Annotated in this window: 25 protein-coding genes; 21 read left to right on the forward strand and 4 right to left on the reverse strand. The window is 59.3% G+C overall.

From position 1 onward, the window contains the following. Nucleotides 1-74: 74 nt before the first annotated feature. Nucleotides 75-899 (forward strand): YitT family protein, encoded by an 825-nt coding sequence (locus tag BCV73_RS33280; protein WP_240913448.1) that lies wholly within the window; start codon nucleotides 75-77, stop codon nucleotides 897-899. A gap of 50 nt (nucleotides 900-949) precedes the next feature. Here BCV73_RS33280 and ligD read toward each other — a convergent pair whose 3' ends face one another. From ligD to ku, 3 genes are all read right to left on the reverse strand, one after another. Continuing rightward, nucleotides 950-1,852, reverse strand: a complete 903-nt coding sequence (gene ligD / locus BCV73_RS33285; RefSeq protein ID WP_089549926.1) for a non-homologous end-joining DNA ligase — start codon at nucleotides 1,850-1,852, stop codon at nucleotides 950-952. A 93-nt stretch (nucleotides 1,853-1,945) separates the two neighbouring features. Continuing rightward, nucleotides 1,946-2,887: an ATP-dependent DNA ligase gene (locus BCV73_RS33290; protein WP_089549927.1), complete on the reverse strand. Its 942-nt coding sequence runs from the start codon at nucleotides 2,885-2,887 to the stop codon at nucleotides 1,946-1,948. Between the two features lie 22 nt (nucleotides 2,888-2,909). Next, nucleotides 2,910-3,818 (reverse strand): non-homologous end joining protein Ku, encoded by a 909-nt coding sequence (gene ku, locus BCV73_RS33295; RefSeq protein ID WP_076175011.1) that lies wholly within the window; start codon nucleotides 3,816-3,818, stop codon nucleotides 2,910-2,912. Between the two features lie 164 nt (nucleotides 3,819-3,982). Here ku and BCV73_RS33300 point away from each other — a divergent pair, with 164 nt between their 5' ends. The 3 genes from BCV73_RS33300 (at nucleotide 3,983) to BCV73_RS33310 (ending at nucleotide 5,792) form a co-directional block, all read left to right on the forward strand. Then, nucleotides 3,983-4,306 carry a hypothetical protein gene (locus BCV73_RS33300; RefSeq protein ID WP_076175009.1) on the forward strand — a complete coding sequence of 108 codons (324 nt, stop codon included), beginning with the start codon at nucleotides 3,983-3,985 and terminating at the stop codon, nucleotides 4,304-4,306. Between the two features lie 140 nt (nucleotides 4,307-4,446). Further along, nucleotides 4,447-4,626, forward strand: coding sequence for an H-type small acid-soluble spore protein (locus BCV73_RS33305; protein WP_076175007.1), 180 nt, complete (start codon nucleotides 4,447-4,449; stop codon nucleotides 4,624-4,626). Nucleotides 4,627-4,982: 356 nt separating this feature from the next. Beyond that, nucleotides 4,983-5,792, forward strand: coding sequence for a phosphotransferase family protein (locus tag BCV73_RS33310; protein WP_089549928.1), 810 nt, complete (start codon nucleotides 4,983-4,985; stop codon nucleotides 5,790-5,792). A gap of 98 nt (nucleotides 5,793-5,890) precedes the next feature. Here BCV73_RS33310 and BCV73_RS33315 read toward each other — a convergent pair whose 3' ends face one another. Beyond that, a complete protein-coding gene (locus tag BCV73_RS33315; RefSeq protein WP_076175000.1) occupies nucleotides 5,891-6,430 on the reverse strand; it encodes a GNAT family N-acetyltransferase in 540 nt (179 codons plus the stop codon). 353 nt (nucleotides 6,431-6,783) lie between these two features. On the opposite strand from BCV73_RS33315, the gene BCV73_RS33320 reads away from it, so the two are divergent. The 17 genes from BCV73_RS33320 (at nucleotide 6,784) to BCV73_RS33400 (ending at nucleotide 25,533) form a co-directional block, all read left to right on the forward strand. After that, complete coding sequence (locus tag BCV73_RS33320) at nucleotides 6,784-7,683, forward strand: LysR family transcriptional regulator (protein ID WP_089549929.1); 900 nt, start codon at nucleotides 6,784-6,786, stop codon at nucleotides 7,681-7,683. Nucleotides 7,684-7,786: 103 nt separating this feature from the next. Continuing rightward, nucleotides 7,787-8,638: a transporter substrate-binding domain-containing protein gene (locus BCV73_RS33325; protein WP_076174995.1), complete on the forward strand. Its 852-nt coding sequence runs from the start codon at nucleotides 7,787-7,789 to the stop codon at nucleotides 8,636-8,638. 34 nt (nucleotides 8,639-8,672) lie between these two features. Next, nucleotides 8,673-9,458 carry an amino acid ABC transporter permease gene (locus tag BCV73_RS33330; protein ID WP_076174992.1) on the forward strand — a complete coding sequence of 262 codons (786 nt, stop codon included), beginning with the start codon at nucleotides 8,673-8,675 and terminating at the stop codon, nucleotides 9,456-9,458. After that, the gene (locus BCV73_RS33335; protein ID WP_076174989.1) at nucleotides 9,455-10,165 is read left to right on the forward strand and encodes an amino acid ABC transporter permease; all 711 of its coding nucleotides are present in this window, start codon (nucleotides 9,455-9,457) and stop codon (nucleotides 10,163-10,165) included. Before BCV73_RS33330 ends, BCV73_RS33335 begins: the two co-directional genes overlap by 4 nt. After that, a complete protein-coding gene (locus BCV73_RS33340; RefSeq protein WP_076174987.1) occupies nucleotides 10,162-10,914 on the forward strand; it encodes an amino acid ABC transporter ATP-binding protein in 753 nt (250 codons plus the stop codon). The genes BCV73_RS33335 and BCV73_RS33340 overlap by 4 nt, the downstream gene beginning before the upstream one ends. Before the next feature lie 12 nt (nucleotides 10,915-10,926). After that, nucleotides 10,927-11,943: an LLM class flavin-dependent oxidoreductase gene (locus BCV73_RS33345; RefSeq protein ID WP_089549930.1), complete on the forward strand. Its 1,017-nt coding sequence runs from the start codon at nucleotides 10,927-10,929 to the stop codon at nucleotides 11,941-11,943. Between the two features lie 74 nt (nucleotides 11,944-12,017). Beyond that, nucleotides 12,018-13,196, forward strand: coding sequence for a M20 peptidase aminoacylase family protein (locus BCV73_RS33350; protein WP_089549931.1), 1,179 nt, complete (start codon nucleotides 12,018-12,020; stop codon nucleotides 13,194-13,196). A 2-nt stretch (nucleotides 13,197-13,198) separates the two neighbouring features. After that, nucleotides 13,199-14,365, forward strand: a complete 1,167-nt coding sequence (gene solA, locus BCV73_RS33355; RefSeq protein WP_089549932.1) for an N-methyl-L-tryptophan oxidase — start codon at nucleotides 13,199-13,201, stop codon at nucleotides 14,363-14,365. A gap of 21 nt (nucleotides 14,366-14,386) precedes the next feature. Then, nucleotides 14,387-14,854 (forward strand): DinB family protein, encoded by a 468-nt coding sequence (locus BCV73_RS33360; protein WP_089549933.1) that lies wholly within the window; start codon nucleotides 14,387-14,389, stop codon nucleotides 14,852-14,854. A 73-nt stretch (nucleotides 14,855-14,927) separates the two neighbouring features. Further along, a complete protein-coding gene (locus BCV73_RS33365) occupies nucleotides 14,928-16,265 on the forward strand; it encodes an LLM class flavin-dependent oxidoreductase (protein WP_089549934.1) in 1,338 nt (445 codons plus the stop codon). Between the two features lie 11 nt (nucleotides 16,266-16,276). Beyond that, nucleotides 16,277-17,515: a M20 metallopeptidase family protein gene (locus tag BCV73_RS33370; protein WP_089549935.1), complete on the forward strand. Its 1,239-nt coding sequence runs from the start codon at nucleotides 16,277-16,279 to the stop codon at nucleotides 17,513-17,515. Between the two features lie 2 nt (nucleotides 17,516-17,517). Continuing rightward, on the forward strand, nucleotides 17,518-18,084 hold the full coding sequence (gene ssuE / locus BCV73_RS33375; protein WP_089549936.1) for an NADPH-dependent FMN reductase: 567 nt from the start codon (nucleotides 17,518-17,520) through the stop codon (nucleotides 18,082-18,084). Between the two features lie 316 nt (nucleotides 18,085-18,400). Next, nucleotides 18,401-19,729: an LLM class flavin-dependent oxidoreductase gene (locus tag BCV73_RS33380; protein ID WP_089549937.1), complete on the forward strand. Its 1,329-nt coding sequence runs from the start codon at nucleotides 18,401-18,403 to the stop codon at nucleotides 19,727-19,729. A gap of 78 nt (nucleotides 19,730-19,807) precedes the next feature. Next, the gene (locus BCV73_RS33385; RefSeq protein WP_089549938.1) at nucleotides 19,808-21,463 is read left to right on the forward strand and encodes an ABC transporter substrate-binding protein; all 1,656 of its coding nucleotides are present in this window, start codon (nucleotides 19,808-19,810) and stop codon (nucleotides 21,461-21,463) included. 19 nt (nucleotides 21,464-21,482) lie between these two features. Beyond that, entirely contained in the window at nucleotides 21,483-22,409 is a 927-nt protein-coding gene (locus BCV73_RS33390) for an ABC transporter permease (protein WP_076174964.1), read from the forward strand. A gap of 19 nt (nucleotides 22,410-22,428) precedes the next feature. Then, nucleotides 22,429-23,325, forward strand: coding sequence for an ABC transporter permease (locus tag BCV73_RS33395; RefSeq protein WP_089549939.1), 897 nt, complete (start codon nucleotides 22,429-22,431; stop codon nucleotides 23,323-23,325). 15 nt (nucleotides 23,326-23,340) lie between these two features. Then, nucleotides 23,341-25,533, forward strand: coding sequence for an ABC transporter ATP-binding protein (locus tag BCV73_RS33400; protein ID WP_089549940.1), 2,193 nt, complete (start codon nucleotides 23,341-23,343; stop codon nucleotides 25,531-25,533). The last annotated feature ends 31 nt before the right edge of the window (nucleotides 25,534-25,564 follow it).

The following is a 25,564-nucleotide window of genomic DNA, read 5'->3' on the forward strand; positions in this document are numbered from 1 at the left end:
AATCCACGGATAGGCCAAACCTGCCGCAGGATTTGCAGCCGCTCAAGGCGCCGACCTCGAAAGCCAGAGTGTTCATGCGCATCCTGGTCATGCTGATCGGAGCCGGATTGGTCTCTGTTGCACTGGAAGTATTCCTCGTAAACAATAACATCATTGACGGCGGGATTACCGGCATTTCCATTATGCTGTCCCACCTTTTTCATCTGCCGCTCGGCATTTTTCTTACGGTTCTCAATATTCCTTTCTTGTTTCTGGGTTACAAGCAAATCGGCAAGACGTTTGCCTTCTCCACACTGGCAGCCGTCCTGGTGATGTCGATTGGCACCGCGCTGCTGGAACCCGTTAAACCCATTACGTTCGATCCGCTGCTGGCAGCCATCTTCGGAGGCGTGATTCTCGGTGCGGGCGTCGGCCTGGTCATCCGGGCAGGGGGTTCCACGGACGGCAGCGAAATCGTCGCGATTCTCATCAACAAAAAGACACCGTTCTCTGTCGGGGAGATCATCATGTTCATCAACTTCTTTATCCTGACGAGCGCGGGCTTCGTATTCGGTTGGAATAACGCGATGTATTCGCTGATCGCCTACTTTATCGCCTTTAAAGTGATTGATATCACCAACGAAGGGATCGACCAGTCCAAATCGGTATGGATCATCAGTGAGAAATACAAGGACATCGGCGATGCCCTCACCCAGCGCCTGGGACGCGGCGTCACGTATTTGGAAGGGGAAGGAGCCTACTCCGGAGACAGCAAGAAAGTGATTTTCGTGGTCATCACCCGTCTGGAAGAGGCCAAGCTGAAGGCCATCGTCGGTGATTGGGATCCGGATGCCTTCCTTGCGGTTGGTAATATCCATGACGTTAAGGGCGGCCGTTTCAAGAAAAAAGATATCCATTAGCGGGGCAGCGAAGCTGGACTGACCCGTGAAATGCTTCAAAGCCCGGAAGGTTACCTTCCGGGCTTTGCTGCGCTTAAATGGCGGATCACCTGCTCGATTGGCTGCGGGGCGAGCGCGGCGATCAGGTCGCCGTGGCGGGCAAGCCGCTCCTCGATGTTAAGCAGGTGAAAATCGGTCGGGGCAACGTTGCTGTCCACTTCCTCCCAGTGCAGCGGGGTTGACACCGTCGCGCCTGGACGTGCCCGGGGGGTGTAAGGAGCGGCGAGTGTTTTCCCTTGATAGTGCTGGAGGTAATCGAAGTAGATTTTATCGCCGCGGTTTTTCTTGAGCCGCTCCAGGGTGAACAGTTCCGGGTGCTTCTCCGTCACAAACATGCCGACGAAATGCCCCACGGTGCGCAGCTCGTCGAACGTGATCCCTTCATTGATCGGCACGATGATCTGAATACCCGTCGCCCCGGACGTCTTCGGCACCGACTGCAGTCCGAGCGAGCGCAGCACCTTGCCGACGATGGACGCGGCCTCCATGATCCGCGGTTCGACCTCCCGCGACGGGTCGAGGTCAATCATCCATTCACAGGGCAGCGTGCTCCCTGCGTAATGGAGGGACGGGTGAAACTCCAGCGCGGCCAGGTTGCCCAGCCACAGCAGCTCGGGCAGGCCGTTCAGCAGGATGTAATTGATCCCGTCTTTCTCGGCCGTCTGGACGTAGGGAGGGAGCGGCTCCGGCGCATTTTTTTGATAAAAAAATTCGCCAGGCACCCCATGCGGATAGCGGATCGTCGTGAGCAGCCGGTTCCGGCAGTACTTCAGCAAATAAGGAGCGAGCGCCGCGAGCTTTTGCAAATAAATGGCCTTGGTAATGCCCATTTCCGGCCACAGTGGCTTATCGGGATTGGTAATGGGAATGTCTTGTCCCTCGATCGAAATCGTGCCTTTCACGGTTCGCGGCATACGGATACCTCCAATCATTTTAGGCGGGATGCCATTTCTGAGCTGCATGATGGAACGTCACGGCCATAGATCCTCGCCGTGATCCTTTGGAAGCTACGGATCCAACCGGCAGTCCGCGGGAGAAACATCGACAAACGCCTGAATACTGGGCTGGCGCAGGGTGCCGCCGGGCGTCCATTCCAGGAAATTCACCTTGACCACCCACTCGGGACGGATCCATACCGCCCCTTTGTGCCGCTCCGGCTGGTTGACGAAGGGACGGTCCTTCACCGCCATGTCCGCGACCCGCTCGGTGATGCTGCGCCAGTCGGCCACCTTCAGCTTGCCCGTTCCGGCATGGCCGATATAGACCAGCCTCCCGTCCTCGGCGTACAGGCCGAGCAGCAGCGCATTCACGATGCCGTCCCGGAACGTCACCCCGCCGACTACAGCGTTCACGTCCTGGATGTTCTTCCGCTTCTGCCACCGCTTGTCCTTGCCGCCCAGGGCATAGACGCTGTTAACGTCTTTGACAACGATGCCTTCAAGCCGGTGCTGGACCGACACGTCATGCAGCAGCGGGATGTCCGTATAGCTCGGCACAAGCTGGACGTGCCCGCTGGGGATCACAGTTTCCGTCAGGAGCTGCTGCCGCTCGCGCAGCGGCCGTCCCGTTACCCATTCGCCGTTATAATACAGGATGTCGAAGATCATATAGACGATCGGAACCTGCTGGACGCGGGCTTTGATTTGCTGCTCTACGCGGAGGCTGTCCCGTTTCATGACCTGATGAAAGGAAGGCACCCCGTCTACCAGCGCGATGATTTCGCCGTCCAGAATGACCGAATCGGCACGGCAGTAAGAAGCGATATCCAGCAGCTCTGGATACTGACGCGTCCGGTTGTTCCCCTTGCGGTTCACAAGCTGGACCTCCCCGCCGTCGTAATAGGTGATCATCCGGACACCGTCCCATTTGATCTGGGCGATCCACTGCTCTCCGGAAGGGAGGAGGTCTGTCATGATGGGTTCGAAAGGGACGATCGGGGTAAGCGGCATCGATGATCCTCCGATCTAACCGTTACGAGACGGTTTCGTTTTTCTTGGCCGTCTTGCGGCGTTTCGGCTTGGGCCCTTCGCCGGCAGCGGCGGCAGGTTCCGCCGGCTTGGCTTTGGCTTTGCCCTTGGCGGTCTTCTTGGCCGGACCCGGGTCGGTCGCCACCGGCTTGGCCGCTTCGATGCTGGCCTGCAGGGCGGCCATCAAGTCGATGACATTCGTCTCCTGCTTCGCCGGAGCGATCTTGATCTCTTCGCCGGCCACCTTGTGCTCGATCAGATCGAGCAGGCGTTCGCGGTAGTCGTCCCCGTATTTTTTCGGCTCAAACGGCGTGGAGAGCTGCTCAATCAGCATTTGCGCCATGCCAAGCTCCTTATCGTTGACCTGGATATTTTCCGGAAGGTTCGGCACTTGGGAGACCGGGCGGATTTCGTCCGGGTAGAACATCGTTTCGATCGCAAGGCACTCATCCAGCACGCGGATCGCCGCGAGGCTGCTCTTGGAGCGGATGGAGATTTTGGCGATCCCGATCTTGCCGCTCTGCTGCATCGCCTCTTTCAGCAGCTGGTAAGCGTTGCCCCCGGCCTGATCCGGAGCGAGGTAATACGTCTTCTGGAAGTAGATCGGATCGATTTCGGACAGATCGACAAAGTCGAGGATGGCAATCGCCTTGTTGGCCTGCTCGGTAATCTGCTCGAGCTCCTCTTTTTCAAACAAAACGAACTTTCCTTTCTCGTATTCATAGCCCTTTGCGATTTCTTCCCAGCCCACTTCCTCGTCACAGACCGGGCATTTGCGGACGTAGGAGAGGGGGCTGCCGCACTCTTTATGGACGTACCTCATGGAAATATCTTTGTCCTCCGTAGCGGAGAACATTTTCACCGGGACGTGGACCAGGCCGAAGCTGATCGCTCCCTTCCAGACGGTATGCATAGTTATCGCTCCTTTAACGCTTTTTTCCTACTAGTATGGGGAAAATATCCCGTTTCTATAAGGCCCGCCGCCGATTTGGCCCAGGAAAAAATGAATGGTTTGGCCGCCTGCAGGGCATATTGAACCCATGACTACATGCATGCTGCAGCGAGGAGGGAGCAAGGTTGAAGGACAGAAGACAGGACCCGGACGACGACAAGGAGCTGACGCTGGAAGCGCTCGAAAATTACGAGGCGGCCAGAGATACGATCGAATCTTCGGATTATATCGATGCGGACAACGTCAACTGGCATAACGTAACCTCGCCGGATGAGGATATATCGTTGGATACCCATATGCTCGATATCGACCGGATGGTCAATGAGGGACTAGGCGGCGGCAACATTACGGCAGACAACGGCTACATCGGGGCGAGCACGACCGACACGATCGTCGTTGAGCCGGGCATGATCGGTCCCGCGCAAGAGGGAGATCCCGAGGAAGGCTGATAGCCCGGGAATGCTGAAATGTACAAGCAATTAAAATTTTCAAAGTAAACGCAGAAGAGCGGCAGGCCTCTAGCGAAGAATGCTAGGTTCTGCGCACAATGATAGCTTATGATTCTATTACACAGGAGGCTGAAACCAACATGGATGCTCAGCGCGCGCTGGATATTTATCAGGCAAAGGACACCATTCCCGTAAACCTGGAAGGGGTACCGGTATGGATCGAAAAGGTGGACGTGGACAACGGGGTGGCCACGGTTCAGGTCGGCACCCGGCCTACCGACACCCAGACGGTGAATGTGGAACGTCTACAGGAAGGATAAACCTGACCTGATTTCCTTCATCCTCACGGGATGAAGGAGATAAGCAAGCTGCTCGGGCTGCGGAGAGTATACTGCCGCCCTGGCGGCTTTTTTGAAAAGATCAGAAAGTATAAGTTTCGGAGCTTCTGCTTCCTGATCTCGCAAGAGAAACTTCCTCTATACGCGGTCTGTCTTCTTTGAAAGTACGTCGATAGACGTTTTTCTTACGTCTGCTGCTGATGGGAGCACGAATACGGCGAAGTGCAAAATCCCCGTATCCATCTCTATAGGGGATAAGGTACAATGGACCTGCAAGCGGCCCATGTTCATCAGTTTTTGGGAAAGGGAGCAGGGCGGCAGAGAGGAGCTGTGTACATATGGGGGGAAGTCCGGTGGTCGCTGCCGGCAGAACGGCGGAGATTCTGTCCTATCAGCCAGGCCAGGTACTGAAGCTGTACCGGGAAGGCATGCCGCGCGGCATGGCGGAAGAGGAATATCAAATCAGTTTGAAGGTGTATAACACGGGAGTGACGACACCCCAGCCGGTTCGGCTTGCGGAGCACGGCTCCCGCTTCGGGGTGGTCTACGAGCTGGCATCCGGCATCACCATGCTCCAGTCCATTTCCGTTAATCCGGACATTCTGCACGAAGAAGCTGCCCGGATGGCCAGGCTTCATCTGGAGCTGCATGCCCGGGACATTCAAGGTCTGCCGGAGCAGAAGACGGTTCTGAAAAACCGTATTCAGCATGCGCCTTCCTTGGGGGAAGAGGAGAAGGAGCGGATTGTTGACTATCTGATGCAGCTTCCGGAAGGATCGAAGCTGTGTCATGGGGATTTTCATCCGGACAACATCATTCTCGGAGAGAAGGAATGGGTCATTGACTGGATGACGGGCATGCGCGGCAATCCGGCCGGAGACGTCGCCCGAACTTTGGTGCTGCTCCAAATGGGCACCATGCCCGACGGCACGCCGGATGAGGCTGTGAAGAAGTTTGCCCGGATGAGGGAGGAGCTCGTGAAGGAGTATACCCGGCAGTACTTCGGAGGCGGGAGCCTCAGCCAAACGGATGTGGATGCCTGGCGGCTGCCGGTAGCGGCGGCCCGGCTGACAGAATGGATTCCCGAAGCCGAGAAGGCCAATCTGCTCGCTTTGGTGCGCGAGGCATTGGACGGATCTGTGACATAAATTCAGTTGGACAAAAGTGGCATACAGCAGCAAGGGCGGTTCCGGCTTCAGCCGGACCGCCTTTCGTATTTTCTATGGAAGTATGGAAGCGATGCGGGCTATACCACGTTCTGAAGGAGCAGGGAACCGGGAACGTCGATCCGGTATCCTTTGACCAGCGTCTCTCCATTAGTCGTATCGGTCTCGTAATGCCGCTGGAACCCGAGCTTCTCATACAGCTTCACGGCCGAGGCCATCATGTCGGAAGTGTGGAGATTCAGCGTCGTGGCTCCAAGCTCCAGCGCACGGCGTGCCGCTTCCCGGATGAGCGCGGTGGCCACCCCGCGTCCTCTCGCGGAAGGATGAACGGCCAGGAGGCGGATGATCGGCGAGTGAATCCCCATCTCCGGATTGCCGTAAGCGGCTTCCGAGGAGAGGAACATCTGGACGCTTCCGACGATCCGGCCGTCGATTTCGGCAACGATTCGGGCATAGGGGGCATTTCCATACACGGAATTCCGGATGGAGTCCCGGTACTGCTCCCACCGTTCCTGGGGCATATCAAAGGCATACTGCTGATAGGATTCCAGCATCACTTCGGCAATCAATTCGCGTTCGGAATCCTTGGCGTCCCGGAGGATCAATTCTTCTGGATTCATCGCTTTCACTCCTTTTGGAAGGGATTCAGGTAATTTGGTGTGAGCTAAGTATAGCAGGTAATACCTACTATTCGCATCGGAAAATAAAATAATTAATTCGGATATTAAAAAAATCTATAAGCTTTCAGGCGTCACCATGGCCGCTAGAGCAGACCCGAGTACTTCCCTTCGTGCCCGAAAATGGGCGTCATTTCGGCCTTTTTTCAACCTGGAGGAACAGCCTGTTACGAAAATAAACTTATTGACAATAATTTGCCAACTGCCTAAGATAAGGATAATTTATACCCTTTTTCAGCTTTAAAACCACCTAAATTCATTGGAATAGTGAGTGATAAAACTTCGGGGGTGTTACCTTGAACATCGAAAACATTGAGGCTTTTGTGTACATCAACCATTACGGCAGCTTCAACAAGGCGGCGGATGTCCTGTTCCTGTCGCAGCCCACAGTCACCGCGCGCATTCAATCGCTCGAACGCGAGCTCGACTGCCGACTGTTCGACCGTCTGGGCAAACAGATCCATCTGACGGAAAAAGGCAAGCAGTTTCTCCCCTATGCCCAGCAAATTCTCCAGACCTACCAGAAGGGCAAGCATCACCTCCAATCCAAACGGGCCATGCCCAACGAACTGCGGATCGGCAGCACCGTCTCTGTATCCAATTATTTGATGCCCCATCTGCTGATGGGACTGACCCGTCGTTTTCCCGAAATCAAATTCAAGCTGACCACGGCGCCGACCGACGAGCTGGCCGCCAAGCTGTCTGCGGGGGAGCTCGACCTGGCCTTCGTTCGCAAAATGATGAATCCGGCATTCCAGTCCTATCCTTTTTACGAAGACCCCATTCGCCTGTATGTCTACCCCGATCACCGTCTCGCCTCGGCCGGCAGGGCGTCGATCCGGGAAATCCGTCACGAAACGCTGGTGTTTTTCGAGTGCGGTTCCCTGGACTGGCTGCGGATTCACCGGGTGTTCGAAAGCCTGGATCAGCCGCCGAACATCGTCTATCAGGTCGACAACTCCGAGACGGCGAAGAAGCTCGTTCTGGAGCGGGCGGGCATCTGCTTTCTTCCCGGCCTCTGCACAAGGCAGGAGGAGGAGATGGGCAGCCTCGTTCCCGTGGACATCACCGAAACGGCAGGCGTTTCCCTGCAGACTAACCTGATTTCGCTCACCGGCGAGAACACGGATATCCTTGAATTTTTGCTGGATTTGAAGCAGTCATCCGTCCCATTAATGAATTACATGATCGGATAGAAAAACTCTATTAGACGCGTTGTGCAAATCGCGGTAAAGTTAGTGACAACATAATCCTTACTAAATCTATAGGAATTATCAATCAAGGAAAAATGGGAGCCATATGAAAGGGGATGAGGTCGTGAGAAAAACATTAGCAGTCGTTGCAGGGATCATGCTGGCAGGGGTGATTGCCGGGTGCGGATCCGGATCGAAGGGCGGGGAAACGTCCGCGGATACGGCGGCGAACGCCGCAGGAGGAGCTGTCAAAAAAATCGTCGTAGGCACAGGCACGGCCTTTCCGAAAATTTGCTTTATCGATGAGAACGGAAAGCTGACCGGCTTCGACGTAGAGCTGGTGCGCGAGATCGACAAGCGCCTGCCGGACTACGAGTTCGATATCCAGACGCAGGAATTTTCCAATCTGCTGCTCAGCCTGGAGACGAAGAAGATCGATTTTGTAGCGCATGAAATGGAGAAAAACCCGGAGCGGACGGAAAAATATCTTTTTAACAAAGAGCCGTACGCCCACTGGAGAAACAAGATCATCGTCGCCAAGGACAACGATTCGATCCACTCGCTGGACGACTTGAAGGGCAAGAAGGTGTTAACCGGCGCGACAAGCGCGGAAGCCCAAATTCTCGAGAACTACAATAAGGAACATGATAATGCAATCCAAATCGTCTATCAAAACGGCGCCGCCAACGATACCGTGAATCAGATTACGACCGGACGGGTGGACGCGACGATCGGAGCGGACTTCTCGCTGCCGCTGATCGACCCGCAGGGCAAGCTCAAAGTCACTGGTGACGATCTGTCCGAGCATGACATTCTGTTCGTCTTCCGCAAGGACGATCCGGAAGAGCAGAAGCTGGCCGATGCGGTCGACGGGGCGATCAAGGAGCTGAAGCAGGACGGAACGCTTGGCAAGCTGAGCAAAGAATGGCTCGGCAGTGACTTTACAGCGGATAAATAGTCCGGATTAAACCAGGAAGGGGGCAGGTTGTAATATGGGTGCACCGTTCGATTTCTCATTTGTGTTCAGCTTTTTTCCGAAGCTGGCATCGACGCTGGGCATCACCTTGCTGATCGTCGCAGGCTCGCTGGTGGTGGGAATGATTGTCGGTTTTCTGATCGCCCTTCCCCGGCTGTACCGGATACCGGCGCTGCGCACGTTCTCCCAGGTGTACGTCTCGTTCTTTCGGGGTACGCCGATTCTGATCCAGCTGTTCCTGTTCTACTACGGACTGCCGGAGATCCTGAAGCTCATCGGAATCGACATGTCAAAAGCGCCTGTGCTCGTGTTTGTCATCCTGACGTACGGTCTTCACACCGGGGCCTTCATGTCGGAGATGATCCGGGCGTCGGTCATGGCGGTGGACCGGGGGCAGCTTGAGGCGGCTTATGCCGTGGGGATGACAGGCCGTCAGGCGTTTACCCGGATCGTTCTGCCCCAGGCGCTGGCGATCGCCGTCCCGGTATTCTCGAACCTGGTGATTGCTCTGCTGAAAGATACGTCGCTGGCCTTCACGCTCGGTGTGATGGAGATGACGGGAAAAGCGCAGACGCTCGGTTCGGTCACCCAGCATTTTATCGAGTCCTACATCGCTTTGGCGCTCATCTACCTGGTTGTGAGCTTTACGCTGGAGAAGGTGCTCAAAGCCGCGGAGGTCCGCCTCTTGCGGCATGAGCTTCCGGATACGCCGGCACGCACCGGCTTCCGGATCCAAAAGAAAGGGTCCTACCGGCGCGTAGTCGCAGGGATCGGAACGGAAAAAGGAGGCGCTGAGCTGTGAAAATCGACGTTACGTTTATTTGGACCGCCTTTGTCCACCTGCTGTCCGCCATACCAACCACCCTTCTCATTACCGCCGTCTCTGTGACGGCCGGTTTTATCATCGGGCTGATCGGAGCCGTGGTGCGCATCTACAAAGTCCCGGTGCTCAGCCAGATTGCCACGGCTTATGTGACCTTCATCCGCGGTACGCCGATGCTCACGCACCTGCTGCTCATCTATTTCGGGCTGCCGGTCATCGTTGACGCGGTATCCGCCGCTCTTGGCCTGGGTTTCAAGTCCTCATCCATTCCGATGATCGGCTTTGCCTTCATCTCATTCTCCATCACGGCGGGGGCCTATATGTCCGAGGTGATTCGCTCCGGCCTGCTCGCCGTAAACCGCGGCCAGCTGGAGGCCGCCTATTCCATCGGCATGACGACGCCGCAGGCGCTGCGCCGCATCGTGCTGCCTCAAGCGCTGGCCGTCAGCCTGCCGAACCTGTCGAACTCGGTGATCGGAATGCTGCATGGCTCGACGCTCGCTTTTACCGTATCCGTCGTGGACATTAACGCCAAAGCGCAAATTGTGGCGTCGACCAACTGGAAGTTCTTTGAGGCGTACCTGGCGGCTGCGGCTATTTTCTGGGGGCTGACGCTTCTGATCGAAAGGCTGACGGCGCTGCTGGAGAAACGCATCAATCTGTACAATCGGGGGGGAGTGGCATGATCAAGCTGACGAATATATCGAAGTCTTTCGGCCGAAACCCGGTGCTGAAATCGATTGATTTGACCGTGAACAAAGGGGAAGTCGTCGTCATTCTGGGGCCGAGCGGCTCCGGCAAAACGACGCTGCTGCGGTGCGTGAACTACCTGGAGAAGCCGAGCGGCGGAGAGATTGCCATCGGCGACTTCCGGATGAACGCGGAGCATGCGGCAAAGAAGGACATTCACGCGCTCCGGCAAAAAACGGCGATGGTATTCCAGCAGTACAATCTGTTCAAGCATAAGACGGCGATCGAGAACGTGATGGAGGGACTCGTCATCGTCAAAAAAATACCGAAGGACGAAGCGCGCAAACGCAGTGCGGCACTTCTGGAGAAGGTCGGGCTGGCGGGCAAGCTGGACGCCTATCCGAGCCAGCTGTCGGGCGGGCAGCAGCAGCGCGTCGGCATCGCCCGGGCGCTGGCGTTGGAACCGGAGGTCATTCTGTTCGACGAGCCGACATCGGCGCTGGATCCCGAGCTCGTCGGCGAAGTGCTGGAGGTCATCCGCAAAATTGCCAAGGAAGGCATCACCATGATCGTCGTGACGCATGAAATGGGCTTCGCCCGGGATGTGGCGAACCACGTCGTGTTCATGGACGGGGGAGTCATCGTGGAGGAAGGGCCGCCGGCCGAGCTGTTCAACCATCCCCGCGAGGAACGGACCAAGCAGTTTCTGAAGCGGATTACGCCGGAACTGAACTACAGCATTTAGGAGGAGAGCCATATGAGCATTAAGATTAGCGTTCTGGATCAAAGCCCGGTTTATCCCGGAGAGACTTCAGCGGAGGCGTTCGAGCATACGATACGGCTGGCCCAGAAATCCGAGGCGCTCGGGTTCCGGCGGTTCTGGGTGTCGGAGCATCACGACTCCGATCATGTGGCCGGCTCTTCGCCGGAGGTGCTGATTTCTTACCTGCTGGCCAAAACCGAAACGATCCGCATCGGATCGGGCGGCGTGATGCTGCAGCATTACAGCCCGTATAAGGTGGCGGAGAACTTCAACGTGCTGGCGTCCCTGGCGCCGGGTCGGGTCGATCTCGGCATCGGCCGCGCGCCTGGAGGGCTGCCGCGGAGCACACAGGCGCTGCAGCGCGGAGCCGGGGATTCCGCTTCCCTGACGGATAAAATCGTGGAGCTGGGCAAGTACATCCACAACCGGCTGGAAGCGGACCATCCGCTGCACGGGCTGCGCGCCACGCCGCTGCCGGAGACGGCTCCCGAACTGTACGTGCTGGGCGCCAGCGTAGGCAGCGCAGAGATCGCAGCCGGCTTGGGGCTGCCTTATGTATTCTCCCTGTTCATCAACGGGGATGAAGCGACCGCGCTGGCGGCCATCCGCGCCTACCGGGACGCATTTGACGATTCGCACGGAACCCGGCCGCAGGTCATCGTAGCGTTGTCCGTCGTCGTGGCGGACAGCGTGGAAGAAGCTGCCGAGCTGGCCGGATCCCACAAGCTGGTGAAGATTCACCTCGCCAGCGGCCGTACGCTGACGGTCGGTACGCTGGAGCAGGCCGAGGAATTCGGCCGCCAGGCCAATGAGCCGTATACGGTCGAGGAGCAAGAGCCTTCGGTGCTGAAGGGCACGAAGGAAACCGTCCGCGAGAAGCTGCTTGAGCTTCAACAGGCGTCGGGGATCGATGAGTTCGTCGTCACGACCAACATCCAGCCTTTCGACAAGCGGCTCCGTTCGTTTGAACTGTTGGCGGAAGCGCTGGCCGAGGTGCCGGCGGAGGCTTGAGGCCATGAGCGGGGAAGGGTGCGAGTTGAATCCGCCTAAGTACCCATAGACACAAGTAAAAGGAGGATGGCGACATGCCAAGCGATGCTGTACGGATCCCCTCAGCCGCGGGGGTGGACCGCTTGATCGAAATCCGCCGGGAGCTGCACCGCTTCCCGGAGCTGTCCGGCGAGGAGCATGAAACGACGCGCCGGATCCGGGGCTGGCTGAGCGAAGCAGGCATCCAGATCCTGGACCTTCCGCTGGCCACCGGCGTGGTGGCCGAGGTCGGCGGCCTGCAGCCCGGTCCGGTCATCGCGATTCGCGCGGACATCGACGCGCTTCCGATTCAGGAAGAGACGGGACTGCCGTTCGCGTCCGAGATTGAAGGCAGAATGCATGCCTGCGGGCATGATTTTCATACCGCCGCCCTGATCGGGACGGCGTACGCGCTGAAAGCCCGTGAAGACAGGCTTCGCGGCACGATCCGGCTGATCTTCCAGCCGGCCGAAGAGAAGGCGAAGGGCGCGAAGCAGGTCATCGGGAGCGGCGCGCTGGAAGGAGTGCAGGCCATCTTCGGCATGCACAACAAGCCCGATCTTCCTGTTGGGACGATCGGTATCAAGGAAGGGCCGCTGATGGCGGCGGCCGACGGCTTCGTCGTCGAAGTCGCCGGGAAGGGCTCGCATGCGGCCGTTCCGGAGGCCGGGCTGGACCCGATCGTGACGGCTTCGCATATCATTACGGCGCTGCAGTCGGTGGTGAGCCGAAACATCAGCTCCCTGAGCAGCGCGGTGATCAGCGTCACGAAGCTGCACAGCGGAACGGCGTGGAACGTTATTCCGGAGCAGGCGCTCCTGGAAGGCACGATCCGCACGTTTGACCAGCAGGTGCGCGAGCAGGTGCTGGCGCGGTTCGAGCAGGTCGTCCGGGGCGTGGCAGAAGCTTTCGGCACCACGGCCGCGGTCCGCTGGATCGAAGGGCCGCCGCCGGTGGACAACGACCCTGCTCTGGCCGAGCTTGGCACAGCCGCAGCCGAGGCGGCGGGATATCGGGCGATCGTGCCGGTTCCTTCGCCCGCCGGGGAAGATTTTGCCGTCTACCAGCAAGCCGTTCCCGGGTTGTTCGTCTTCATGGGGACGAACGGCAAGCAGGAATGGCATCACCCCGCCTTTGACCTGGATGAGAATGCGCTCCCGGTCAGCGTCGCCTTTTTTACGCAGTTAGCCGAAGACGCCCTGGCGCATTTCGGCCACGGGGGTGCGTCGAAGTAGCCATGGGAAAATGGTATGACGTCATTGTCGTAGGGGCGGGCTCGGTCGGCATGAGCGCTGGGTATTACCTGGCCCGCCGCGGAGTGAAGACGCTGCTGATCGATGCGTTTGACCCGCCGCATCAGGAGGGGAGCCACCACGGAGAACCGCGCCTGATCCGGCACGCTTACAGCGGCGATCCGGTTTATACGGAAATGGCGATCCGCGCGCACCGACTCTGGAACGAAGTCGAGGACCTGACCGAGACGAAGCTGCTCGTCCAGTCCGGCGTGCTGAACCTCGCCGACAGCGGCCTGTATTCTTACAGGGAGCGGATCGAGCTGGCCAAGCGGCACGGGATTCATCCCGAGTGGCTGGATGCGGCGGAGATCCGCAGACGCTGGCCCGAGCTGCGCGTACCGGATTCGTTCGAGGCGATGTATGAGCCGGCCGCCGGATATCTGCACAGCGAGCGCTGCGTCGGAGCTTACCGCAAGCTGGCTCTCTCCAAAGGGGCGGAGCTGCTGACTTACGCGAAGGTCCGGGGCATCGAAGCGCATCAGGACGGGGTCACGGTGTCGACAAAGGAAGGCACTTACCATGCTTCGTTCGCGGTTCTGAGCGCCGGCGCCTGGTTCGGCACGCTGTCCCCGTTCGTGAACCTTCCGGTTCGAGCCGTCCGCAAAACGGTGGGCTGGTTCGAGACGAACACCCCTGCCTTCGATAACGGACGGTTCCCCGGGTTTACGCTGAATGCGCCGGAGGGCTCTTATTACGGCTTTCCGAGCATTGGCGGGGCCGGACTCAAAATCGGCCGGCACGACACCGGGCATGCCTGGCAGCCGGGCGAGGAGCTGGCACCCTTTGGCTCGCTCCCCGAGGACGAAGGCGACTTGAGACGCGCCTTGGATGCCTACATGCCGGGAGCTTCGGGCCGGTTGAAGCGGGGAGTGGTATGTAAATACGAAATGTCGCCCGACGAGGGCTTTATCATTGACCGGCATCCAGAGCACCCGCAAGTGTGGGCAGCGGGCGGATTTTCGGGGCATGGCTTTAAATTTTCGAGCGCGGTCGGCAGCCTTCTGGCAGACCTGATCTTGGACGGCCACAGTCCGCACAATATCGCGCCGTTCTCCCTGTCCCGGTTTCATCCATCGCCCGCCGACACGCCAACATCACCCGTATCCTAATCAGTTGGAAGGAGCGTTCATATGAGCGAGGTTCAAATTGACAAATTCAGCGGCACACACCGTCAACTGCTCGCAGCCATTGAAGGTCTGAGCGAGGAGCAGCTGACCTGGAAGCGGGCGCCGGAAGTATGGAGCGTGCAGGAGGTCCTCTCGCACCTGACCGATCACAGCATCGTGACCTCGTTTCGCATCCGCGACATTCTTGCGGGCACGACGGCACAGCTGCCAGCGTTCGAACAGGACGCCTGGGTCAGCGGCCAGCATGCCAATCAAGGCGGCACGCCGGACATCCTCGATGCTTTCCACGCGCTGCTCACGTACAATACGCTGCTGCTCCAGCGGCTTACGCCCGAAGACCTGGCGAAAACCGGCGTGAACCCTAGAGGTCAAACCGTCAGCGTCGCCGATCTGGTCAACGGATTTATCCGGCACGTGGAGAATCACCTTGGGCAAATCGAGCGCATTAAGCAGGCGGCAGCATTGGTCTAAGCCCTTTTCAGGCGGGGAGAACTGAATTTTTATCCATAATAGAATCGCTTTTTAAATAAGGAGGATGGAAGAGATGGCCAAGAAAAGACAGTTGAAACTCGGCGCGCTGCTGCACGGTGTCGGAGGAGGAACCTCCATGTGGCGCCATCCGGATGCCCAGCCCGACGCCAGCGTCAATTTTGAGATTTACAAACGGTGGATCCAAAAAGCCGAGGAAGGGAAGATGGACCTCATCTTTATCGCGGACGGCTTGTATATTAACGAAAAATCGATCCCGCATTTTCTGAACCGTTTTGAGCCGATCACGATTCTGAGCGCGCTCGCGTCCGTCAGCAAGAACATCGGGCTTGTCGGCACGTTATCCACCTCCTACAGCGAGCCCTTTACCGTATCCCGCCAGTTCGCTTCGCTCGATATGATCAGCGGCGGGCGCGCCGGCTGGAACATCGTGACGTCCCCGCTGGAAGGGTCGGCACTGAACTACAGCAAGAAGGAGCATCCCGAACACGATAAGCGTTACCGGATCGCGACCGAATTTCTGGAAGTGGCCCGGGGGCTGTGGGATTCGTGGGAGGACGACGCGTTTGTGCGGAACAAGGAAACCGGGGTATTTTTCGATCCGGAGAAAATGCACACCTTGAACCATGAAGGCGAGTTTTTCTCGGTCAAAGGACCGCTGAACATCGCCCGCTCCAAGCAGGGGCAGCCGGTTATCTTTCAGGCAGGGTCGTCCGAGGTCGGCAAAAACTACGCATCGAAGGAAGCGGACGCCGTCTTTACGGGGCACGAAACGCTGGCGGATGCAAAAGCCTTTTATCAGGATGTCAAAACCCGAGCCGCCTCTTTTGGACGCAATCCGGACGACGTGCTGATCTTCCCGGGCATCAGCCCGATTATCGGCAGCACACCGGAGGAAGCCGAGCGGAAATATCAGGAGGTTGCCAGCCTGGTGACGATCGAAAATGCGCTGAACTACCTCGGCCGGTTTTTCGAGCATCACGACTTTTCCCAGTATCCGCTTGACGAGCCGTTCCCGGATCTCGGTGATCTCGGCAAGAACAGCTTCCAGAGCGGTACGGACAAAATCAAAAAGGATGCCAAGGAAAAAGGCCTGACGCTCCGGCAGGTGGCGCTGCAGTCGGCCACACCGCGCGGCAATTTTATCGGAACCGCGGAGCAGGTTGCGGACCGAATTCAGGAGTGGTACGAGGAAGGCGGGGCCGACGGCTTCATGATTACGGCCGCGGTGCCGAAAGGGCTGGAGGAATTCGTGGACCAGGTGGTACCGATTCTGCAGGAACGCGGTATTTACCGGACCGAATACGAGAGCGACACGCTGCGCGGCAATCTCGGGCTGGCGGTGCCGGAGAACCGGTATGCCGGAGCCAAGGCCGCAGCCGGACGTTCTTAAAGGAGCGGACGATGATCGGGCTGACACAGGCGGATGAACTGATGGAATTTGCCGGAGGGCTCCGCGAGGAGCTCGTCCGGATTCGCCGGGACCTGCACCGCCATCCTGAGCTGCTGTACGATGTGGCCCGCACCTCGGGCATCGTGGCCGGCCTGCTGGAATCCTGGGGGATCGAGGTCAGGCGCGGCGTCGGCAAGCACTTTGGCATGGGGGTCGTCGGGACGCTGCACGGTACCGGCGGCAGCGGCCCGACCCTGCTGCTTCGCGCCGACATGGATGCCCTTCCGATCCAAGAGGAGAATGACGCCGAGTACCGCTCGATCCATGAAGGCTTCATGCATGCCTGCGGCCATGACGCCCACACGGCGATGCTGCTCGGCGCGGCACGGACACTGGCGGCGCACCGACACCGGATCCGGGGCACGATCCGGTTCGTGTTTCAGCCGGCGGAGGAAGGAGCGCTGCGAAGCCCGCTGGACGGGCGGCTGCTGTCGGGCGGCCGCGACATGATCGAGGACGGTGTGCTGGACGGCGTCGACCAATGCTTTGCGCTGCATGTCATGCCGGAGCTGCCCGTCGGCACGCTGGGCGTGCATCCGCGCGAAGCAATGGCGGCTTCCAGCCATTTTACCGTCCGGTTTCAGGGCGCGTCCGGGCATCACAGCGCCCCGCACCAGGCGGTGGACGCGCTGCAGATGGCGGCGCGGTTCGTTACCGAGGTGAACGGCCTGATGGCGAACCGGGTCAATCCCGCGGAAGCGGCCGTTCTCGCCTTCGGTACGCTGCATGCCGGGTCGGCCGTGAACGTCATTGCAGCCGACAGCGAGCTGAGAGGGACCTTCCGGGCCTTCCGGAAGGAAACCGTTGCGGCGATCACGGAAGGGCTTCGGCGTCTGGCCGCCACCATCGCGGAAGCGGCTGGCGGAAGTTACGCCATGGAGCTGCGCGAGGGCATCGCCGTCGTGAATGACGAGGCCGCCGTCCGGCGGATCATGGCTGCGGCGCGGCAGGTGCTCGGCGAGGGGCGGGTGAGCTACCTCGATCCGCCCAGCCTGGCCGGCGAAGATTTCGGCTGGTACCTGGACCGCGTTCCCGGCGCTTTCGCCTTTATCGGCTGCGGGAACAAGGAAGCGGGAATTGTGCATGCGATCCACCAGCCCCGGTTTGACCTCGACGAGGATGTCCTGGTGCACGGGGTCCGGATATTTGTGAAGTTGGCAGTCTCAACCCCATCTCATGAGGAGGAATGATGATGACGAAAATAGCATTTATTGTGGGGAGCCCGACGCATGGGTCCCGCCTGTTCGCTTTAACCCAGTTTTTCGAGGATCGGCTGGCGCTGGCCGGATACGGGATCGATTTCATCTCGGCGGCGGATTTGCCGGCAGAGGATTTGCTCCGCGCAGATTTCAACAGTCCGGTGATCCGGCAGGTGATTGCGGCCGTGGAAGAAGCGGACGCAGTCATTATCGCAAGCCCGGTATTTAAAGCTTCCTACTCGGGGGCGCTGAAGACGATTCTGGACGTCATCCCGCAGAAAGGCCTGCAGGGCAAACTGGTGCTGCCGCTGTTTATCGGGGGCACGATCGCCCATCTTCTGGCCGTGGATTATGCCCTGAAGCCGGTGGTAGCCGCACTGGGAGGCACGCATATTCTTGGCGGGGTATTCGCCGTAGACGGATGGATCACGCGCCTGGAGAACGGTGGTTTCGAGATCAAGGAAGAGCTGAGAGATCGCCTGGAATCCGCTTTAGCCGAGCTTCGCAGCGAGCTTACCCGTTACGCCGTATTAACGCCGGCTGAAGAGCAGGCAGTCTGACCTCTATTTCATACCCCCTGTACTCCACATATAATACAGAGCTGTCCGAAACAACCCTGAGAACCGCGGTCCGCCAAGCACGGATCGGGGTTTTTCACATACCCGGAAAAGCCCGCAGTTAAAGCCTTATAGAGAATGGAAAAGCCTGAATAGAAGATTTTAATACGGTATTGTAGCCCGAAAGGCATAGATGGTACAGTATCAGCAATAATCCCGACTATACTCATTGGAAAAATAATATTGAAACCGTCGAGGGTCATCTTTGGAGTCATTTCAAGCATCAACCCAAATTAAAAAAAGATGGAGTGAGTGAACTATGGGCAAAAACAGACAGCTTCGACTGGGGGCCACCATACACGGCGTGGGCAGCAGCCACACCGCCTGGAGACATCCGCAAATTCCTTCGGATGCGAGCGTAAACATTTCGTTCTATACACGGCAGGCACAGAAGGCGGAAGAGGGCAAGTTCGATTTTGTTTTCATTGCCGACGGCCTGTATATCAACGAAAAGTCGATCCCGCACTTTTTGAACCGGTTTGAGCCGATTACGATCTTATCCGCACTCGGAGCAGCCACTTCCCGGATCGGGCTTGTCGGCACACTGTCGACCTCTTACAGTGAACCGTTTACGGTCGCCAGGCAGTTCGCCTCCATCGACCACATCAGCGGCGGGCGCGCAGGATGGAACGTGGTGACTTCACCACTGGAGGGGACCGCGCTGAATTTCGGCGGCCGGCCGCATCCGGCCCATTCCGAGCGGTACCGGATCGCGGAAGAGTATCTTGAGGTGGTCAAAGGGCTGTGGGACTCTTGGGAAGACGATGCCTTTGTGCGGGATAAGGAGAGCGGGGTGTTCTTCGATCCGGACAAATTGCACCGGCTGAACCATGAAGGGGAGTTCTTCTCTGTGCAGGGGCCGCTGAACATTGCGCGCTCCCGGCAGGGGCAGCCGGTCGTGTTCCAGGCGGGCTCCTCGGACAGCGGCCGCAGCCTGGCGGCGAAAACGGCGGACGCCGTGTTCACCGGCCCGGAGACGATCGAGGAGGCCAAGGCCTTTTACCGGGACGTGAAGCAGCGGGCAGCCGCACTCGGGCGCGCTCCGGAGGAAATTCTGATCTTTCCGGGAATCGGGCCGATCGTGGGCCGCACAGAGGAGGAAGCCGAGCGCAAATACCAGGAAATCGCCGGGCTGGTGACGATTGAGAAGGCTTTGGAATACCTTGGACGCTACTTCGAGCATCACGACTTTTCCCAATACCCGCTGGATGAGCCGTTTCCCGACCTGGGTGACTTTGGCTCGAACAGCTTCCGCAGCACGACCGACCGTATCAAGAGACGCGCCAAAGAGGAGAACTTGACGCTGCGCGAAATAGCGCTGCAGGAAGCGACGCCGCGGACGGTGTTTATCGGGACGCCGGAGAAGGTGGCGGATGTGGTGCAGAAGTGGTTTGAGGAAGAGGCTGCCGACGGCTTCATTATCGGATCGGGCGTGCCGGGCGGATTGGACGATTTTGTCGAGCTGGTGGTGCCGATTCTGCGCGAGCGGGGGTTGTTCCGCACGGAATACGAGGGCGATACGCTGCGGGGAAATCTGGGTCTGCCGGTGCCGGAGAACCGCTATACAAAGCAAAAAGCGCTGTCCTAAACGGGACGGGGTCTCTGCCAGCGAAGTCCCTGCACCCTGCATGCAAACGATATTTGGATCGAAGGGAGTCTGAGAGAGATGAAGTTTTATTCGAAAAACAGGCGTAAATCGGCAGCTGCCGCTCTGCTGGTCATCGTTATGCTGCTGTCCGCTTGCGGAGGCAAGCAGACGGCCTCCCAAGGGCAGACGGATAGCGGGGCGGCACCGGCCGTACAGGGAGCATCCGCCAAGGGCGGGGAGCTCACATACGCTCTGGCGACGTCGCCGGATACGCTGGACCCGCATCGCAGCGGCCTGGCCGTCGCGGTCCGCGTCATCCGCACCATCTACGACAGTCTGGTCGTTCAGCTGCCGGACAATACGATCAAGCCGTGGCTGGCGACGGAATGGACCATTTCAGACGATGGGCTTAGCTACACGTTTAAGCTGCGGAAGGACGTCAAGTTCCAGGACGGAACGCCGTTTAACGCCGAGGCGGTCAAGTTCAACTTCGATCGGATTCTGGACCCCGCCACCAAGGCGGCGAATGCGGCCGCCCTGCTTCAGCCCTACAAGTCTTCCGAGGTCATCGACGAGTACACGATCAAGCTGAATTTGTCGACGCCCTCACGGGCTTTTCTGGGCAACCTGAGCCAGGCGCTGCTTGGCATTGTGTCGCCGACTGCAGCCAAGCAATACGGGGATCAGCTGGGGCAGCATCCGGTCGGCACGGGGCCGTTCAAATTCGTCAAGTGGGATGAGAATGCCGACATCAAGGTCGAGCGCAATCCCGACTACGCTTGGGCGCCGGAGATCGTGACCAATACGGGGGCGCCTTACCTGGACGGTATCGATTTTAAAATCGTACCCGAAGAGGCCACCCGGATCGGCAGCGTGCAGAGCAAGCAGGTGCTGGCCGCCGAGACGGTGCCGCCTCAGAACATCCTGACCTTGAAAAAGGATCCGAATTTCCAGCTGCTGCAGGCAAATACGCTCGGCCTGCCGTACACGCTGTTCTTCAACCAGGAGCGCGCGCCGTGGAACGAGCTGAAGGCAAGGCAGGCGGTGCAGCTGGCCGTGGACGTGGACGCCATCGTCAAAACGCTGTACCTGGGCACGTACGAGCGGGCTTGGTCTCCGCTGACCCCGGGCACCTTCGGTTATGACCCGTCGCTGGAAAACTCGGTCAAACCGGATATCACCAAAGCCAATCAGCTGCTTGACGAGCTGGGATGGGTCAAGGGAGCGGACGGCGTCCGGACCAAGGACGGGAAGAAACTGACTCTGCACTACGTCGACGGCACGCCAAACCGGGAGAAACGCAACGACATCGCGGTCATGGTGCAGCAGCAGCTGAAGCAGATCGGCGTGGACGTTGAGGTCGAGATTACGAAGGATGTCCGCACCGTGGTCTACACCAACGGAAAATATGATTTGTACGGCAACAGCCAGGTCAACTCCGATCCGAACGCGCTGTACTCTTTCTACCATTCCTATGATCCAAAGAGCCGGCCGACACTGCCGAGACTCGCCAGTCCGGAAGTCGACAAGTGGCTGGAAGAGGGACGGGTCGAGAAGGACGATGCCAAGCGCGAGGAGCTGTACCAAAAAATTCAGCATTATATCATCGACAATGCGGTCATTCTGCCGATTTACGTCTTCCCGTATACGGTGGCCGCTTCCAAATCGGTACAGGGACTTACCTTCGATTCCCTCGGGTATCCGCTGTTCAACGACGTATCTTTGCAAAAATAGAAAGGAGGCTTGAGGCGGCATGCTGTGGATGGTAACCCGGCGCCTTTTAACGTCGCTCCTCGTCATTATCGGCTCGCTCGTTTTGGTGTTCACGATCCTCTACGTTCTTCCCGGGGATCCGACCGACAACATGGTTGACCCCTCAATGGCGACGCCGGAGGTCATTGCGAACTTAAGGCATCAGCTGGGTGTGGACCAGCCGTTTCACATCCAGCTGCTCCATTATTTCGGGAGCATCCTGCAGGGGGATTTCGGCAAATCCCTGCTGAATTCCGATCCGGTGCTGCCCAAAATCGCCGAAAGCTTCCCCGCCACCCTGGCCCTGACCGGAGCCAGCGTGCTGGTGTCCGTGACCGTGGGTCTGCTGCTGGGTGTCCTGTCTGCCATTCACCGGAACGGGGCGATTGACATCATCGCCCGCGTCATCGGGCTGTTCGGCATCTCCATGCCAACCTTCTGGTCGGGCATCCTGCTCATCCTGATTTTCTCCATTACGCTGGGCTGGTTTCCGGCGATGGGATCGGACGGGTGGCGGACGCTGGTTCTGCCCGCACTGGCGCTCGGCACGGTCGGGAGCGGCTTTATTATCCGGATGGTCCGCAACAGCATGCTGGAGGTCATCAGCGAACAGTTCATCGTGACGCTTCGTTCCAAGGGCTTGGCGGAGCGGGCGGTCATGTACCGTCACGCGCTGCGCAATGCGCTGATACCGGCCGTCACGATGACGGGCATGCTAATCGGTGACATGCTGGCCGGCACGGTTGTCGTCGAGACGGTGTTTTCCCGCCAGGGCATCGGCCGGATCATTTCGGATGCGATCATGGCCAAGGATCTCCCGGTGGTCCAGGGCGTCATTTTGTTCTCAGCCATCATCTATACGCTGGTTAACCTGCTGGTGGATCTGTCCTATACGCTGATCGATCCGCGCGTGAGACGTTCAACTTAAACCTTGGGAGGGAGCAGTTATGAGGGAGGCGGTATCCGCCAAGACGGTCTGGCGCGAGCGGAAGCTCGCGGCCGCGGCCGCACCGAAAATCCGTAAGTTTACGGCAAGCGACCTGTTCCTGGTGGCGGCCGGATTAATCATTCTGTTTGTGGCGGCCTGTGCCATCGTGCCGCAGTGGATTGCGCCCTACGCCCCGACGGAGATGCGGACGGACAGCATCATGCAGGCGCCAAGCGGGGCGCATCTGTTCGGCACCGACTATTTCGGCCGGGATATTTTCAGCGTGGTCGTGTACGGGAGCCGGGACTCGCTCTTTATCGGCTTTGCTTCCGTTCTCGTCGGCGGCCTGCTTGGGGGAACGATCGGGGCGCTGTCCGGTTATGCGGGCGGCTGGATCGACACGGCGATCATGCGTCTCAATGACGTGCTGATGACGATCCCGGGCATCCTGCTGGCGCTGGCCATCGCCGGTGCGCTCGGCCCGAGCCTGTTTAACATCGTGCTGGCGGTAGCCGTATCCTCTGTGCCGGGTTATGCCCGGGTTATGCGGGCGCAGGTGCTGAGCATAAAGAGCCGGACGTTCGTCAAAGCGTCGGTATCCATCGGCGCTTCGCCGCTGCGCGTGTTCTGGAAGCATGTGCTGCCAAACAGCCTGTCTCCGCTGCTGGTTATGGCGGCTATCGGTATCGGTACGTCCATTCTGACGGGATCGGGCCTGAGCTTTCTGGGCCTCGGGGTTCTGCGCGAGGTTCCGGACTGGGGGACGCTGCTCTCCCAAGGCAGAGGCTATTTGACCGCGGCCTGGTGGATCTGCACCTTCCCGGGATTGGCCATCACCGCATTCGTGTTGTCCGTCAACATTATCGGCGACCGGCTCCGAGACCATTTCGATCCGAAGAAAGTCACCCAGCGCTAAAGGAGGGAAGCATCAATGAGCACATTGCTTGATATCCGGGAGCTGTCCGTCGATTTTACGACCCGAAAAGGAACGCTGCAGGCGATCCGGGACGTGACGCTGTCGATCGAAGCCGGGGAAACCGTCTGCCTCGTCGGGGAGTCGGGAAGCGGCAAGACGGTGGCCTCCAAAGCGATCATGCGTCTGATCGACCATGAGAACGGGCGCATCAGCGGAGGAAGCCTTCTTCTGGACGGGACGGACCTGGCAGGCCTGCCGGAGGCCGAACTGCGCCGGATCCGCGGCAAACGGATGGCGATGGTGTTCCAGGAGCCGATGGCGGCCTTCGACCCGGTCTTTACGATCGGGCAGCAAATTCAGGAGACCATCTTGCAGCATGAGAAAGTTTCCAAGCGGGAGGCCGGAGAGCGCGCCGTCCGGCTGCTGAAGCGGGTCGGTATTCCGGAGCCGGAGCTGCGGCTGAAGCAGTATCCGGGCGAGCTGTCCGGCGGGATGCTGCAGCGGGCCATGATCGCCATGGCGCTGTCCTGCGGGCCGGACCTGCTCATCGCGGATGAGCCGACCACCGCGCTGGACGTCACGATCCAGGCGCAAATTTTGCGCCTGCTGAAAGAGCTGCAGGCCGAGCTCGGCATGTCGATCCTGCTGATCACCCATGATCTCGGGATCGCCGCCGAAATTGCCGACCGGGTGGTTGTCATGTATGCCGGCGAAATCGTCGAGGAGGCGCCGGCTTCCGAGCTGTTTCGCCTTCCGCGCCACCCGTATACGCGGGGCCTGCTCCGTTCCGTCGCGACGCTGGACACGGTCCGCGGCACGAAGCTGCACTCCATCGAAGGTTCGATCCCGAGCCTGGCCGCACTTCCGCAGGGCTGCCGCTTTCACCCGCGCTGCCCCTTTGCCACGGAGCGCTGCATGCAGGAAGCGCCGGTCCTAACCGGATCCGGCGAGCGCCGGAGCGCCTGCTGGCATGCGGAGGAGCTGGTTCAGTCGGAGGGCTGGATGGCCCCCGCCGAGCCGGCGGGCTCCGGTGCAGCTGAGGGTTCCGGTACAGCTGAAGGTTTCGGTGCGGTGGCAGCATCCAATGCGATGGCTGTTCCGGGTGCAGCTGCAGGTTCTGGCGACCCGGCGGCTTCCAGCGTGACGGCTGCTTTACGCGTTACACGGGAAGGCGGCGCAAAAGAGAACATTGAAGGACGCGGCGAAGCCGGCTCCGCCGGGGCAGCGGAAGAAGCGGCGGACGCTTTGTTTACCGTAGATCACCTGAAAAAGTATTACCCGGTGCATGGCGGAGGCATCGGCAAAGCGAAGAAGCTGATCCGCGCCGTGGACGACGTCAGCTTTACGATCCGCAAGCGCGAAACCTTCGGCCTGGTCGGCGAGTCCGGCAGCGGAAAGTCGACGCTGGGCCGGGTGCTGCTTCAGATGGAGCGTGCCACGTCAGGGACGGTTCTTTTTGACGGCAAGGACCTGACGAACCTGGGAGGGCGTGAACTGCGCGCCGCCCGCCAGCATATGCAGACGATCTTCCAGGATCCGTACGGATCGCTGGATCCGCGCTGGAAGATCGGCGACAGCATCGCCGAGCCGCTTAAGGTGCACGGTCAGGGGCAGCGCTCCCCCGCTGACATCAGCCGCCGCGTCAGCGAGCTGCTGGAGCTGGTGGGGCTCGACCCATCGTGGGCGCAGCGGTATCCGCACGAGTTCTCCGGCGGGCAGCGGCAGCGGATCGGCATCGCCCGGGCGATCGCCTTGAACCCGCGGTTCATTCTTGCCGACGAAGCCGTATCTGCGCTGGACGTATCGGTTCAGGCCCAGATCATCAATTTGCTGCAGGACCTACAGCAAAAGCTGGGGCTGACCTACCTGTTCATCGCCCATGGCCTGCAGGTCGTCCGGCATCTGTCGGACCGGATCGGCGTGATGTACCTCGGGAAGCTCGTGGAGATCGCACCGAGCGAGTCGCTGTTTCTCGCCCCGGCCCACCCGTATACCCAGGCTCTGATCGAGGCCATACCGCAGACCACGCCCCGCCAAGGCCAGCCGACCGGAAGCCTGGAAGGGGAAATTCCCTCACCGGCCAATCCGCCCTCGGGCTGCCGGTTTCATACCCGGTGTCCGTTTGCGACAGACCGCTGCCGGCAGGAGGAGCCGGCGCTGCGCCAACTGGACAGCGGTCACCACGCGGCCTGCCATTATGCGCTGTGACGGGATGGCCGCCACCTGAACGGGAGGTTAT

The organism is Paenibacillus sp. SSG-1 (assembly GCF_002224835.1).
In the GTDB taxonomy this organism is placed as follows: domain Bacteria; phylum Bacillota; class Bacilli; order Paenibacillales; family Paenibacillaceae; genus Paenibacillus_AQ; species Paenibacillus_AQ favisporus.

Excerpts from the sequence above, each read along its gene's own strand:
- BCV73_RS33280 (WP_240913448.1), top strand. The coding sequence starts at position 75 with ATGCGCATCCTGGTCATGCTGATCGGAGCCGGATTGGTCTCTGTTGCA.
- ligD (WP_089549926.1), bottom strand. The coding sequence starts at position 1,852 with ATGCCGCGAACCGTGAAAGGCACGATTTCGATCGAGGGACAAGACATT.
- BCV73_RS33290 (WP_089549927.1), bottom strand. The coding sequence starts at position 2,887 with ATGCCGCTTACCCCGATCGTCCCTTTCGAACCCATCATGACAGACCTC.
- ku (WP_076175011.1), bottom strand. The coding sequence starts at position 3,818 with ATGCATACCGTCTGGAAGGGAGCGATCAGCTTCGGCCTGGTCCACGTC.
- BCV73_RS33305 (WP_076175007.1), top strand. The coding sequence starts at position 4,447 with ATGGATGCTCAGCGCGCGCTGGATATTTATCAGGCAAAGGACACCATT.
- BCV73_RS33310 (WP_089549928.1), top strand. The coding sequence starts at position 4,983 with ATGGGGGGAAGTCCGGTGGTCGCTGCCGGCAGAACGGCGGAGATTCTG.
- BCV73_RS33315 (WP_076175000.1), bottom strand. The coding sequence starts at position 6,430 with ATGAATCCAGAAGAATTGATCCTCCGGGACGCCAAGGATTCCGAACGC.
- BCV73_RS33325 (WP_076174995.1), top strand. The coding sequence starts at position 7,787 with ATGAAAGGGGATGAGGTCGTGAGAAAAACATTAGCAGTCGTTGCAGGG.
- BCV73_RS33330 (WP_076174992.1), top strand. The coding sequence starts at position 8,673 with ATGGGTGCACCGTTCGATTTCTCATTTGTGTTCAGCTTTTTTCCGAAG.
- BCV73_RS33340 (WP_076174987.1), top strand. The coding sequence starts at position 10,162 with ATGATCAAGCTGACGAATATATCGAAGTCTTTCGGCCGAAACCCGGTG.
- BCV73_RS33345 (WP_089549930.1), top strand. The coding sequence starts at position 10,927 with ATGAGCATTAAGATTAGCGTTCTGGATCAAAGCCCGGTTTATCCCGGA.
- BCV73_RS33350 (WP_089549931.1), top strand. The coding sequence starts at position 12,018 with ATGCCAAGCGATGCTGTACGGATCCCCTCAGCCGCGGGGGTGGACCGC.
- solA (WP_089549932.1), top strand. The coding sequence starts at position 13,199 with ATGGGAAAATGGTATGACGTCATTGTCGTAGGGGCGGGCTCGGTCGGC.
- BCV73_RS33360 (WP_089549933.1), top strand. The coding sequence starts at position 14,387 with ATGAGCGAGGTTCAAATTGACAAATTCAGCGGCACACACCGTCAACTG.
- BCV73_RS33365 (WP_089549934.1), top strand. The coding sequence starts at position 14,928 with ATGGCCAAGAAAAGACAGTTGAAACTCGGCGCGCTGCTGCACGGTGTC.
- BCV73_RS33370 (WP_089549935.1), top strand. The coding sequence starts at position 16,277 with ATGATCGGGCTGACACAGGCGGATGAACTGATGGAATTTGCCGGAGGG.
- ssuE (WP_089549936.1), top strand. The coding sequence starts at position 17,518 with ATGACGAAAATAGCATTTATTGTGGGGAGCCCGACGCATGGGTCCCGC.
- BCV73_RS33380 (WP_089549937.1), top strand. The coding sequence starts at position 18,401 with ATGGGCAAAAACAGACAGCTTCGACTGGGGGCCACCATACACGGCGTG.
- BCV73_RS33385 (WP_089549938.1), top strand. The coding sequence starts at position 19,808 with ATGAAGTTTTATTCGAAAAACAGGCGTAAATCGGCAGCTGCCGCTCTG.
- BCV73_RS33390 (WP_076174964.1), top strand. The coding sequence starts at position 21,483 with ATGCTGTGGATGGTAACCCGGCGCCTTTTAACGTCGCTCCTCGTCATT.
- BCV73_RS33395 (WP_089549939.1), top strand. The coding sequence starts at position 22,429 with ATGAGGGAGGCGGTATCCGCCAAGACGGTCTGGCGCGAGCGGAAGCTC.
- BCV73_RS33400 (WP_089549940.1), top strand. The coding sequence starts at position 23,341 with ATGAGCACATTGCTTGATATCCGGGAGCTGTCCGTCGATTTTACGACC.